Origin of the sequence: Mesorhizobium sp. M1A.F.Ca.ET.072.01.1.1, assembly GCF_004023325.1 — a bacterium.
Lineage (GTDB): Bacteria > Pseudomonadota > Alphaproteobacteria > Rhizobiales > Rhizobiaceae > Mesorhizobium.
The window spans coordinates 1-12,051 of the sequence record NZ_RZSF01000053.1 but is presented as its reverse complement, the minus strand read 5'-3'; the positions used below and the strand labels follow the sequence as shown (position 1 = coordinate 12,051).

At 63.8% G+C, this 12,051-nt stretch carries 14 protein-coding genes and 1 pseudogene; 3 read left to right on the top strand and 12 right to left on the bottom strand.

Going from position 1 to position 12,051, the window contains the following annotated elements; genetic code table 11:
• Positions 1–6: 6 nt before the first annotated feature.
• The 7 genes from EOA32_RS10655 to EOA32_RS10625 form a co-directional block, all read right to left on the bottom strand.
• On the bottom strand, positions 7–594 hold the full coding sequence (locus tag EOA32_RS10655) for an NAD(P)H-dependent oxidoreductase (RefSeq protein WP_128371720.1): 588 nt from the start codon (positions 592–594) through the stop codon (positions 7–9).
• Positions 594–1,175 carry an NAD(P)H-dependent oxidoreductase gene (locus tag EOA32_RS10650; RefSeq protein ID WP_128371719.1) on the bottom strand — a complete coding sequence of 194 codons (582 nt, stop codon included), beginning with the start codon at positions 1,173–1,175 and terminating at the stop codon, positions 594–596. Before EOA32_RS10650 ends, EOA32_RS10655 begins: the two co-directional genes overlap by 1 nt.
• A 127-nt stretch (positions 1,176–1,302) precedes the next feature.
• Entirely contained in the window at positions 1,303–2,700 is a 1,398-nt protein-coding gene (locus EOA32_RS10645) for an FAD-binding oxidoreductase (RefSeq protein ID WP_128371730.1), read from the bottom strand.
• A 2-nt stretch (positions 2,701–2,702) separates the two neighbouring features.
• A complete protein-coding gene (locus EOA32_RS10640; RefSeq protein WP_128371729.1) occupies positions 2,703–4,001 on the bottom strand; it encodes a cytosine deaminase in 1,299 nt (432 codons plus the stop codon).
• A 12-nt stretch (positions 4,002–4,013) separates the two neighbouring features.
• Positions 4,014–4,865, bottom strand: a complete 852-nt coding sequence (locus EOA32_RS10635) for an ABC transporter permease (protein WP_128371718.1) — start codon at positions 4,863–4,865, stop codon at positions 4,014–4,016.
• Positions 4,852–5,670 carry an ABC transporter ATP-binding protein gene (locus EOA32_RS10630; RefSeq protein ID WP_095801964.1) on the bottom strand — a complete coding sequence of 273 codons (819 nt, stop codon included), beginning with the start codon at positions 5,668–5,670 and terminating at the stop codon, positions 4,852–4,854. Before EOA32_RS10630 ends, EOA32_RS10635 begins: the two co-directional genes overlap by 14 nt.
• A 15-nt stretch (positions 5,671–5,685) precedes the next feature.
• The gene (locus EOA32_RS10625) at positions 5,686–6,690 is read right to left on the bottom strand and encodes an ABC transporter substrate-binding protein (RefSeq protein ID WP_095780826.1); all 1,005 of its coding nucleotides are present in this window, start codon (positions 6,688–6,690) and stop codon (positions 5,686–5,688) included.
• Between the two features lie 254 nt (positions 6,691–6,944).
• On the opposite strand from EOA32_RS10625, the gene EOA32_RS10620 reads away from it, so the two are divergent.
• Both EOA32_RS10620 and EOA32_RS10615 read left to right on the top strand, forming a co-directional pair.
• On the top strand, positions 6,945–7,328 hold the full coding sequence (locus tag EOA32_RS10620) for a RidA family protein (protein WP_067329236.1): 384 nt from the start codon (positions 6,945–6,947) through the stop codon (positions 7,326–7,328).
• Between the two features lie 66 nt (positions 7,329–7,394).
• Positions 7,395–8,192 carry a creatininase family protein gene (locus EOA32_RS10615; protein ID WP_095829794.1) on the top strand — a complete coding sequence of 266 codons (798 nt, stop codon included), beginning with the start codon at positions 7,395–7,397 and terminating at the stop codon, positions 8,190–8,192.
• Positions 8,193–8,207: 15 nt separating this feature from the next.
• Here EOA32_RS10615 and EOA32_RS10610 read toward each other — a convergent pair whose 3' ends face one another.
• Together EOA32_RS10610 and cobD are read right to left on the bottom strand one after the other, a co-directional pair.
• Positions 8,208–8,717 carry a tyrosine phosphatase family protein gene (locus EOA32_RS10610; RefSeq protein WP_095829793.1) on the bottom strand — a complete coding sequence of 170 codons (510 nt, stop codon included), beginning with the start codon at positions 8,715–8,717 and terminating at the stop codon, positions 8,208–8,210.
• A gap of 2 nt (positions 8,718–8,719) precedes the next feature.
• Positions 8,720–9,769 (bottom strand): threonine-phosphate decarboxylase CobD, encoded by a 1,050-nt coding sequence (gene cobD, locus EOA32_RS10605; protein WP_095829792.1) that lies wholly within the window; start codon positions 9,767–9,769, stop codon positions 8,720–8,722.
• Between cobD and cbiB the strand changes: the two genes are divergently transcribed.
• A complete protein-coding gene (cbiB, locus tag EOA32_RS10600) occupies positions 9,768–10,757 on the top strand; it encodes an adenosylcobinamide-phosphate synthase CbiB (RefSeq protein ID WP_095778517.1) in 990 nt (329 codons plus the stop codon). The two genes, cobD and cbiB, sit on opposite strands and share 2 nt — an antisense overlap.
• Before the next feature lie 6 nt (positions 10,758–10,763).
• On the opposite strand, the gene cobO is transcribed toward cbiB, so the two are convergent.
• From cobO to EOA32_RS39775, 3 genes and pseudogenes are all read right to left on the bottom strand, one after another.
• On the bottom strand, positions 10,764–11,393 hold the full coding sequence (cobO, locus tag EOA32_RS10595; RefSeq protein WP_128371717.1) for a cob(I)yrinic acid a,c-diamide adenosyltransferase: 630 nt from the start codon (positions 11,391–11,393) through the stop codon (positions 10,764–10,766).
• A 1-nt stretch (position 11,394) separates the two neighbouring features.
• A complete protein-coding gene (gene cobU, locus EOA32_RS10590; RefSeq protein ID WP_128371716.1) occupies positions 11,395–11,916 on the bottom strand; it encodes a bifunctional adenosylcobinamide kinase/adenosylcobinamide-phosphate guanylyltransferase in 522 nt (173 codons plus the stop codon).
• Positions 11,909–12,051: pseudogene (locus EOA32_RS39775) on the bottom strand (cobalt transporter); the annotation flags it as partial. The pseudogene EOA32_RS39775 and the gene cobU, both read right to left, overlap by 8 nt.

Below are 12,051 nucleotides of genomic sequence, written 5' to 3'. Positions count from 1 at the left end.
CTATCCTCAAAAACTTTCCAGCCTCGCCCTTACCTTCGCCAGAAACGCCGTCCGGCTCTTCGGCGTCGAGGAATCCATCAGGTAGTGCGCGAGGAAGAATGTCTTGCAGCGGGGTGCGCAGATCGCGCGCATGCCGCGCAGGATCGTCTTGCGGCCGGGCTGGCCGACAACGACGCTCCACCAGGTCGGCGCGCCACAGGTGGTGATGACGCCGACCTTGGTCACATGGGTCATCAGCGATTGGATCCGGCCTTTGCCGCGCGGCAGCTTGAAGGCGATGTCGGTCGCCCACACGCGATCGAACCAGCCCTTCAGCATCGCCGGCAATCCGTACCACCAGGTGGGGTAGATGAAGAGGATCGCCTCGGCCCATTGCAGATGCTCGAAATGCGGCCGGAGCGCCGGATCCTCAGGCGCGCACTCGTTGTAGGAGCGCCGCTCTTCGCAGCTCATTACCGGATTGAACTTCTCGGCATAGAGATCGAGCAGCCTCACGTCCCAGCCCCGTCGCGTCAGCACCTCTATCGCCATGTCGCGGATCGCGGCGCAATAGCTCTCCGGCACCGGATGGCAATAGACCACCAGCACGCGCATCAGAATTGATCCATGCTGGCGGCCACCTTCGCCATGAAGGCCTTGCGCGTCTGATCCGTCGAAAGGTTCATCGAATAGTGTGCGAGGTAAGAGACGGGGGCGCCTGGCTTGATGGTGGCCCGCAGCGTGCGCTTCACCATTTTGCGCGGCGGATCGCCCATTAGCATGGCGCGAAAACGACTGCCGCCGTAGGTGGTGATGGCGGCCAGCTTGCGGACGTTGTGCAGCGTCGGCCGAACCTTGCCGTCGACCAGCTTGAACGATACGCCGGGCAGGAAGACGCGGTCGAAGAAGCCCTTCAGGATCGCCGGATAGCCGTAATTCCAGACCGGAAACGACAGCACCAACGCTTCCGCATCCTGAAGCCTTGCAATGTAACCGGCGACCGCGTCGTTCGGCCCGCGCTGATCGTGGTAGCCGAGCCGCTCTGCGCGCGTCATCCGCGGATCGAAATCCTCGGCATAGAGGTCGCAGTCGTCGGTCGTGTGGCCCGCCGCGCCGAGCCGCTCGACGATCGTCCGATGCAGTCCGGCGTTGAAGCTGGTCTCCACCGGATGTGCGTAGAGCACGAGGATGTTCACGGGAGTGGATGCCGCAGGTCAGCTCGACAAACCCCTGTTGTCCCATGCCACATCTCCTCCCTTGTGGGGGAGATGTCGCCAAAGGCGACAGGCCAGAGGAGGGTGCAGCGCCGGGCGCTCATCGCGATCACCTCGCCCTTTGCAGCCCCTTGAACAGGAACGGCTTGCCGGAGCGATAGTCGTAGCCCGGATTTTCCCAGGCAATCATCTTGCCGGGGTTGAGCAGCCCTTGCGGGTCGGTCTCGCGCTTGAAGGCAAGCTGAACCTCGTCGGTCTGCTTCATGCCGCCCTCTTCCAGCGTGTAGCGATGCGGGTTGAAGATCCAGCAGCCATTGTCCTCGTGGATACGGATGATCTCGTCGAGCCGTTCTTCCGTCGTGAAACGGACCAGCGGCAGCCCGGCGGCGCCGATCGCGCCGTCGAAGCGGATGAATTCGAGATGCGCCGGCACCTCGTCGCCGAAGCGGTCGACCATCGCCTTGACGTGCGCGAGATGGTCCGGCGACGGATAGCGCGCCTGCAGATAGGTGATCGTCGGATCGACCCTGATGGCGCGCAGCGTCGTGTGGTTCCAGGTCAGCTCGTAGGCCGGCGGCAATCCCTTGAGGTCGGTCTCCTGGTCGGCCCGGAAGACGATTTCGCCTTTGCTGGCCCGGACGAACGCGAGGAACCCATCCATCGCGTGCGGCGCGATCATGCACACCACGATGCTCTGCTCGCGCCGGAAGAACTTCTGGTGTCGCTTGAAATAATCGTAAGGAATGGGTGCCGCGATCGGCGTGATCAGCTTCGCCAATATGCCGTCCTGCTCTGCGAGGTCGTTGCCGAAGCCCGCTGCACCCATGAAATCGTCGAAGCCGACGATGACATCGACCCAATCGTAGGACGCCGTCAGCGGCATCTCAACCTCGGTGATGATGCCATTGGTGCCATAGGCATGCATCACCTTGAGCACGTCCTCGCCCGAGAGGTCCATGACGCGCGGCTCCGCCTCCATCGTCACGGTCCGCAGCCGGATCACATTGCCGAGATCGCGCAATCCGCCCCAGCGGATCGAGCCGACGCCGCCAGAGCCGCCTGCGACGAAGCCGCCGATGGAGGCAGTGTTGTAGGTGGAGGGCGACATGCGCAGTTCCTGCGCGGAATGCGCCCGCGCGGCGCGATCGATGTCGGCCAGAACCGCTCCGGGCCCGGTCACCACGCGGCCCGGCGCGATCGCCTTCACTTCATTCATTTCGGCGAGGTTGAGCACCACGCCGCCCGACAGCGGCATCGCCTGTCCGTAATTCCCGGTGCCGCTGCCGCGCGGTGTGACTGGAACGTCGTGCCGGTGGCAGGCGGCCAAAACGCGGATCACCTCGTCCTCGTTCTTCGGCGTCACGATCAGGTCGCCGGTGACATGGTCGAGCTGTTGTTTGAGGAGGGGGCTGTACCAGTAGAAGTCGCGGCTCTTCTGCTGGACGATGGCCGGATGGTCGTCGATCTTGAGGCCTTCGAGATCGCGCTTCAGCGCTGCGATATCCATCATCACACCATCAATTCGTCGAGTTCAGCATAGTCGGGCAGCCGGCGCTCGATCGCCCTGCCCTCGCGCACCACGATGCGATCCGATTCGGGCCGCGACAGCAATTCGGTCCAGCTGCGTCCCTTGAAGACGATGAAGTCGGCGCTGCCGCCGGCGGCGAGAGTGCCGACACCTTCCAGCCGCATCACCTCGGCCGGCGTCGCCGCTATCGCTTTCGGCCAGTCACCGACAGGGTGGTCGAGGTGCAGGATCCGTGTCGCCATGCGGTATACCTCCAGCATATCGAGGTCGCCATAGGCGTAGAACGGGTCGCGCGTGTTGTCGGAAGCAACCGCCACCTTGATGCCGCGTGCCTTCATCTCGTGCAGCAGCGTCACGCCGCGCCAGCGGGGCGTCGTGCAGTTGTTGCGCCGGTCCTGCAGATAGAGGTTGCACATCGGCAGCGACACGACCGCCAGTCCGGCCTTCGCCACCTTGTCCAGCGTGTCGAGAACTTCGAGGTCGGGCTGGCGCGCCAGCGAGCAGCAATGGCCGATCAGGATGTTGCCGTCAAAACTGTTCCACAGCGAAGCCTCGGCGATCTTCTTCAGCGAGATCGCCGTGACATCGTCGGTCTCGTCGGCATGGAAATCGAGGTCCAGCCCATGCTTGATGGCTTCAGCGAACACCTTGTCGAGCAGTTCCTCGAGGTCGGGCACCATGTAAGTGACAACGCCGAGCACGCCCTTGGCCGCGGCGACGCGTTTTGCCAGACGCTCGAACCAGGCCTTGTCGCGCACGCCTTCGATGCCAAGCAGACAGGCGGCCTGCAGCTCGATCCGGCCTCGCCATTTTTCCCGCATCGTCTCGAACACCGGCCAGGAAATTTCCTCCTGCGGCGCCACGCTGTCGAGATGCGTGCGCAAGGCCTTGGTACCGTGCGCGTAAGCTGAGCGCAGCGAGAAATCCATGCGCCTCGCCACGTCCTCCGCGGTCCAGCGAGCGGCGCGGTCGGCGCCAGTTGCGTTGAGCGCGCCCATGAATGTGCCGTCGGGATTTGGCTTGCGCGGCCAGATATGGCCCTTGTCGATATGCGTATGGCAGTCGACGAAGCAGGGCAGCACGATGCGGCCGCCAAGGTCGATTGCGTCGAATGGCGGCTCGGCTTTGCCGTGCGCAATGATGCTAGCAATCTTGCCGTCGGCGACGGCAATGTCGGCAAGCGCAAAACCATCGGCATCGAAGCTTGCGGCAAGACCCGGCGTCAGCGATTGATGAACGCGGACGTTGGCGAGTTGGTAACGACCAGAGGCTGGGATCAACATTCAGGCACCCTAGCGCTCCTGCTTCAGCGCGCTCTCGTGCCAGCGGCGCAGGATGAGATGCGACACCAGCGACAGCACCAGGAAGATCAGGATGCCGGTGAGCGAGATCAGGATCAGCGCCGCGAACAGCCTGGGAGCATTGAGCCGGTAGCCCGCCTCGATGATGCGCGAGGCAAGCCCGGACGATTGCCCCTGCGCGCCGGCGACGAACTCGGCCACCACGGCGCCGATCAGCGACAGGCCGCCGGCGATCTTCAGCCCACCGAGGAAATAGGGCATCGCCGCCGGCAGGCGCAGATAGCGCAATTGCTGCCAGCGGGTCGCGCCGTTGAGCTTGAACAAATCGCGCAGGTTGCGGTCGACCGAGTTCAGCCCGAGCGTGGTGTTGGAGAGGATCGGGAAGAAGGCGACGATCCAGGCGCAGAGCAGGAGCTTGGTCGTCTGGTTGTTGATGTAGATGTTGATCAGCGGGAAGATCGCCACGATCGGCGTCACCTGCAGCACGATGGCGAAGGGGAAGAACGACATCTCGACCCATTTCGACTGAGCGAACAGCACCGCCAGCCCGACGCCGCCGATGACGGCAAGCAGCAGGCTGAGGAAGGTGATCCTGAGCGTCACCAGCAGCGAAGAGAACAACAGCCCGGCATCGTCATGCAGCGTCTGCAGCACCACGCCCGGGCGCGGCAGGATGTATTGCGGAATCGCGTTCCAGACGCAGATGCGATCCCAAAGCCAGATCGCAAGCACCATGATCGCCAGAGGCAACACCCATTTGCCGATCCGCTCCAACCGCTCCTGGCGAACGCGGCGCGCCTCTTCCGGGTCGAGCTTCAGGGCATTGTCTTCAATGGCCGTCATGATGAGGTCCGGCGGTTGAGTTGATGGCATTGACCAGCACGTCCGAGGCCTGCCGGCAGAGCGCCGCATAGTCGGGCGAAGTCCGGAATGCCTCGTCGCGCGGATAAGGCGCTTCGATTGCAAGCTCGCCGTGAACGCGGCCCGGTCGTGCCGCCATGACGACGACACGGCTGGAGAGGAACACGCTTTCGAAGACGCTGTGGGTGACGAAGACGACGGTAAACCGCTCGTCCTGCCAAAGCTCGAGAAGATCGTTGTTGAGCTTGAAGCGGGTAATCTCGTCGAGCGCCGCGAAGGGCTCGTCCATCAGAAGAATGCGCGGCTTGGTCACCATAGCCCGTGCGATCGAGACACGCATCTTCATGCCGCCGGAAAGCTCGCGCGGCACGGCATTCTCGAAACCGGTGAGATGGACGCGCGACAGCATTTCCATCACCGCGGGCTTGGCCTCCGCGCGCGACACGCCTTTCAGCCTGAGCGGCAGCCAGACATTGTCGAAGACGCTGGCCCATGGCAGCAGCGTCGGTTCCTGGAAGACGAAGCCGATATTCGACCGGTCGATCGAGCCGCGCCAGTCCAACTGGCCGGAGGTCGGCGTCGACAGGCCCGCGATCAACCTGAGCGCCGTGGACTTGCCGCAGCCCGAGGGCCCGAGCAGGCTGAGGAAATCGCCTTCGCGGATCGCCAGGTCGACCTTGCTCAGCGCCGTGACGCCGTTGGAAAAGACCTTGCCGACATTGCGTAAGGAAAGCAGCATCGGGCTCTCACCCGATGCCGTTGCCTGCGCCACTTTCTCCTGGATCATCTCAGGCAGGCCGCCTTACTTCTTCAGCTCCCGCCCGACCCCCTTGTTGATGAAGGCGAGCGTATAGGCCTTCTTGATGTCGATGCCCGGCTGCGCGACCTTGGCCTTGACCATCTTGTCGTAGAAGCTCTGGATGCGCGCTTCGGTCATGCCGCCGATGCCGAGCTTTTCGGTATCGCCGGAATCGACAATGCCGAACTTCTTCAGCTGTTCGATCGAGAAGGCGATCTGCTCATCCGTCATGTCCGGATTGTCCTTCTTGATCATCTCGTTGGCGGCCTTGTTGTCGCCGTAGAGGTAGTTGTACCAGCCCTTGGCCGAGCCATCGACGAAGCACTGCACCACCTCCGGCCGCTTGTCGATGGTGTCCTGCATCACCTCAATGGTCGTAGCATAAGTATCCCAGCCATTGTCGGCGAGCAGGAACTGGTTCGGCACGAAGCCGCCCTGTTTCTGCACCGCGAAGGGCTCCGACGTGACATAGCCCTGCTGGATCGACTTCTTGTTGGCGATGAAGGGCGCCGGATTGAAGGTGTATGGCACGCGCTTGGCGGCATCGAAGCCGAGATCGGTCACCATCCACTGGAAGAAGGTCTGCGCGCCCTCGTCGCCGAGGATATACTGGTCGGCGTTCTTCAGGTCCTCCCACTTGTCCAGCCCTTCGCCCGGATGGGACATGATGACCTGCGGGTCCTTCTGGAAGTCGGCGGCGACGACGCGCATCGGGATGCCCTGCTGCACGGCGTCGAAAGCCGAGAGCAGGTTACCGCCCATGTAGAAATCGATCTTGCCGGCCAGCAGCATCGGCCGGCCGCTGACCTGCGGGCCGCCCTGCATGATGGTGACGTCGAGGCCGCAGGCGGCGTAGGTGCCGTCGGCGATCGCCTGGTAGTAGCCGCCATGTTCCGGCTCGGCCAGCCAGTTGGTGCCAAAGGTGACCTTCTCGTTGGCCGCAGCGCCCAGCGTGCTGGCCGCAAGCAGCGCGATCGCACCCGCCAGGATTTTTTCTTTTCCGTACATAAACATCACCCTCTCTTGGCTCCGGCGCGCTGCGCGCTGGGCTCCACTCCATTGGTTCAAGAAGCAAGACACATGCCACCGCCTTGGGCCGCCTGCTTGCGCGGCAGTCATTGCCGAGACCGGACGGGTCATGCTGTACAAATGGCATCGTGCCCATTTTTTGGACGCCTGTCCATAATCGGCCCGGCGGCATGCACCGCATCTTGAAGCTTTCATGAATCCGGCCTTAGTCTGCCTGCCGACAGGAGAATGCCATGCTCAATTATCTCGCCCCCAAGTCGATCAAGCCGCCCTTTGCCCGTTATAGCCATGGCGTTGAAATTCCAGCGGGAAAGCGCCTTGTGCTATGTTCGGGTCAGTTGGGCATCGCGCCGGATGACGCCGTCCCGGAGGATGCCGGCGCGCAAACCGAGCTTTGCTTCAAGAACATTGCCGCAATATTAAGCGAAGCCGGGCTGACGCTGAACGATGTCGTGCGCATCAACGCCTTCGTCACCGATCGCGCGCACCTGCAAGCCTATATGGACGTTCGCAATCGCCTGTTTTCCGATCCGGCGCCCGCTTCGACGCTGATGATCGTTTCAGGTTTTGCCCGCCCGGAATTCAAGGTCGAGGTGGAGGTTCTGGCAGCAGGCTAGCTGTTGCCCGGAATGGCCAGGCGCTTTAGACCTTCGGGCCGAACAGCAGACCATCGGGAGACGACAGTGACGACAAGACGTGTGTGGTGGGGCGACTATCGGACGACCGAATACGCCTCGATCGACGCGGAAGCGACGATTGCCGTTCTGCCGGTGGCGGCGATCGAGCAGCATGGCCCTCACCTTCCGGTCTCGACCGACACCTCGATCATGATGGGCATGCTGGAGACGGTGATTGCGCGCCTGCCCGACCACCTCGACATCCGCATCCTGCCGGTGCAGGCGGTGGGCAAGTCGAACGAGCATCTGCATGCGCCGGGAACGCTTACCTTGCCGGCCACCACCTTGGTCGACGCCTGGACCGAGCTTGGCCTCTCGGTCGCCCGCGCTGGGGTCAGAAAGTTGATCGTCGTCAACTCGCATGGCGGCAACGAGGAGATCATGGGCATTGTCACGCGCGAATTGCGCGTGCGCGCAAAGATGCTGGCGGTGAAGACGAGCTGGCAGCGCTTCGGCCGTCCCTCCGGCATGTATACCGAGCTCGAGGACCGTCACGGCATCCATGGCGGCGATGTCGAGACCTCGCTGATGCTGCATTTCCGGCCAGATCTCGTCGATATGGGCAAGGCCGACAACTTCGTCTCCAATGTCGGTCGCGCTGAAAAGGAATTCGCCCTGCTGCGGCACACCGGAACGCACGCCTTCGCCTGGATCGCCAGCGACCTCAATCCGAACGGCGTGGTCGGCGACGCCAGCATCGCCACCGCCGAAAAAGGCCGGCTCACCGCCGAGCATCAGGCCGATGGCTTCATCAGCCTGGCCAGGGATGTGCGTAAGGCGAGGCTTGCCGACTGGCTGGCGTAGCGGAACAGTGCGAGCTCAATCTCTAATGATGAGTTCGAACGGAATCCCTTCAAAGGCATCTGCACCGCGCCCGATTGCTTCGACCGCCGCGATCATCCGGCCTTCTCGCCCAAGCAACATATCCGCAACGGCAATCAGCCTTGGATTGGGCGTCGCTGACGGCGAGAGAAAGCGCAGCGTCTTCGCCAGCTCCGCCTCGTCGCGTTTGGGCGCCAGTGCCGCCGCGATAATATAGGCCGATGCCGTCGAGCGGCTGATACCGGCATAGCAGTGCACGACCATCGGTTTGGCCCTGTCCCAGCGATAGGCGAAGTCGAGCAGCGCGCGCACATGCTCCTCGCCCGGCATGGTCATGCCTTCCTGCGCGGCGACGATGTCGTGCATGACGAGATGCAGATGGTTTTCGGCCAGTATCGAGGCCGGACGGACCATCTCGGTACCGTCAGCGAGCAGCGACAGCAAGCGCTCCGCGCCGGTTCTCGCAACGGTCTCCTCCACCTTCGACAGCGAACAGACATGGATCATCGTCAGCACTCCTTCGGCGCATCGTCGCGCCGCGAGGCCCATGCTGCAAGCGCGCTCTCCAGCCGCTGCCACTCCTCTTCGCTGCCGGGCAGACCGACGCGCAAGACCTGCGGTCGATCGGCAAAATGACGGACCAGGATACCGCGTTCGCCAAGAGCGGAGAACAGGGAGGCAGCATCAGAGAAAGACAAATAGCGGAACAAACTGGTGCCGCCGGCGACCGCGATACCGAATCGGCTGAGCAGCGCGTCGAGGCGCTTGGCATCGGCTGCCAGGCTCTGTCGCATGTCATCCTGCCACTCGGCGTCCGCCAATGCGCGGATTCCGTATTCAAGTGCAGGACCGGCGACAGCCCATGGTCCAAGCTGCGCCTCCAGCCGCTCGGCGGTCAGTTGGTCGGCCAGCGCGAAACCAAGCCTGACGCCGGCAAGGCCGAAGAATTTGCCGAAGGAGCGCAGCACTACGATGCCGCCTTCGCCCACATCGCCGGCCAGGCTGTGTTCAATCGGGCCGACATCCATGAAGGCTTCGTCGACCACCAGCAGGCCGCCCTTCGCGCGAAGCCGCGCAGCAAGGCCGACCAGGCGGTGCCTTTCGATCACTCGCCCATCCGGATTGTTCGGGTTGACCAGCACCGCAAGGTCAGCGTCCGCCAAGGCGTCGAAGTCGCCCACCTCCACAACCGCATGGCCTGCAATCGCGGCCACCCTGGCATGCTCGGCATAAGTTGGACCCAGCACCAGTGCCTTGCCGGGCCTCACCAGCGAAGCGACCCGCGGCAACAGGATCTGCGTGCCGGGCGCGGCCACGACATGCGCCGCCGACCGCGCGCCATACGCCTTGGCCGCAATTTCGGCCAATTCGCGCAGTCGTCCTGGCTCGGGCAATCGTGACAGGGCGGTGGCGGGCAGATCGAAAAGCGGATAGGAGTGCGGATTGATACCTGTCGAGAGGTCAAGGAAAGGCTGCGGCGCATGAGGAAAGAGAGCGCTTGCCCGGCCAAGGCTGCCGCCGTGATCAACCGCTGCAACCGCTCCGCTTAGAAGCTTCATGTCGATCCTGATCGCTTTCCTGTCACTCGCCATCGAACGTGCCCTTGGCTATCCGGACTGGCTGTTCAACGCCATCGGTCATCCGGTAACCTGGATCGGCAGGCTGATATCCTTTCTCGATCGCAGGCTCAACCACGCCACCGATTCCGACGAATTGCGTCGCCGCCGCGGCGTCCAGGCGCTTCTGGTCATCCTGCTGGTGCCGGCGGCCATCGGCCTGACGCTGCATGTCCTGCTCTGGCTGATCTTTCCGTCCGGCCTGGTCATCGCGGCCATTCTCAGCTCCTCGCTTCTGTCGCAGAAGAGCCTCGCCGAGCATGTCGAGGATGTCGCCGACGCGCTGGAGACCGGTGGCCTGACGCTCGGCCGCATCGCCGTTTCGCGCATCGTCGGCCGCGATCCGGACAAGCTCGACAGGGCGGGCGTTGCCCGCGCCGCGATCGAAAGCCTGGCCGAGAATTTCTCCGATGGCATCGTCGCGCCCGCCATATGGACCGGTGTCGGTGGTTTGGCCGGGGGTGCTGCGTACAAGGCCGCCAACACTGCCGATTCGATGATCGGCCACCGCACGCCGAAATACCAGGCCTTCGGCCGGGCGGCCGCTCGCTTCGACGACCTGGTCAACCTGCCGGCATCGCGGCTCACCGGCCTGCTGATTGTGCTGGCGGCCTTCATCGTCAAGGGCGCCGACCCCCGCAACGCCTGGCAGGTCATGCGGCGTGACGCGAAGAAGCACCGTTCGCCCAATGCCGGCTGGCCGGAAGCCGCCATGGCCGGCGCGCTGGGGCTCGCCCTGGCCGGACCGCGCAGTTATGGCGGCGAGGTCGTCGAGGATGCCTTCATGGGCGAAGGCGGCAGGCGCGAGGCCGAAAGCACCGACATAAGGCAGGCGCTGGAACTCTATCGTGTCGCCGACGGGCTGCTGATCGGCCTGTTCGCGATTCTGTCGGCGACGGTGATCTACCTGACCATTTTGATCGGCGGCTAAGGCGCCTCAGAATTCAATCCCCTGCTGCGCCTTCACGCCGGCCGCAAAATGGTGCTTGGTCAGGCCCATCTCGGTGACGAGATCGGCCGCCTCGACCAGCAGCGGCTTGGCATTGCGGCCGGTGACGACGACATGCAGGCCCTCGCGGCGCGCCTTCAGCGCCGCGACCACCCTTTCCAGCTCGAGATAATCGTAGCGCAGCGCGATGTTGAGCTCGTCGAGGACGACGAGGCTGATCGAAGCGTCGGCAATCAGCTCGAGCGCCCTCGCCCAGGCAGCCTCGGCGGCGGCTATGTCGCGCTTCAGGTCCTGCGTCTCCCAGGTGAAGCCCTCGCCCATCGCGTGCCAGACGACGCGATCGCCGAAAGCGGCGAAGGCATCCTTCTCGCCCGTGTGCCATTTGCCCTTGATGAACTGGACGACGCCGACGCGCTTGCCGTAGCCAAGCATCCTCAGCGCCAGGCCGAACGCAGCCGTGGTCTTGCCCTTGCCCGGCCCCGTATTGACGATCAGCAGTCCCTTCTCGATCGTCTTACCGGCCACCTCGGCATCCTGCACCGCCTTGCGCTTGGCCATCTTGGCTCGATGGCGTTCGGCATCCTTGTCGTCGATGATCGTGTCTTTGATCTCGCCCATGTCACTTCACCTTGAGCGGCAGCCCCGCCACCATCATCAGCACGCTGTCGGCGACAGCCGCGACCTGCTGGTTGAGCCGCCCTGCGGCGTCGCGGAACCGGCGCGCCAGCGCATTGTCCGGCACGATGCCGAGCCCGACTTCGTTGGATACCACAAACCACGGTCCGCGCGGCTGCGAAAGCACATCCGTGAGCCGCCGGCACTCGGCCTCGATATCGTGGTCCGCCAGCATATGATTGCTCAGCCACAATGTCAGGCAATCGATCAGCACCGGCTGGTGATCGGGCAAAGCCCCGATCGCGCCGACCAAGTCGAGCGGCGCATCGACGGTGACCCAACCTTCGCCACGGCGCGAGCGATGCAGCGCGATGCGCTCGTGCATCTCCTCGTCATAGGCCTGCGCGGTTGCGATATAGGCCCAAGGCGACGGGCTTGCCGCCACCAGGCACTCGGCATGCGCGCTCTTGCCGGAGCGCGCACCGCCTAAGATGAAGGTCAGATGGCCCTCCGCGCGATCAGGCAAAGCTGTCGCGCAGGCTGGTCGATGTACCGGTGAAGCGCCCGCGCACCACACCGACGGCCGCACCGAGCACCAGCCAGAAGACCAGATCGGTGAGGGTCACCGCCACCACGAACTGATGGTGCCGCCCCCCGGGAA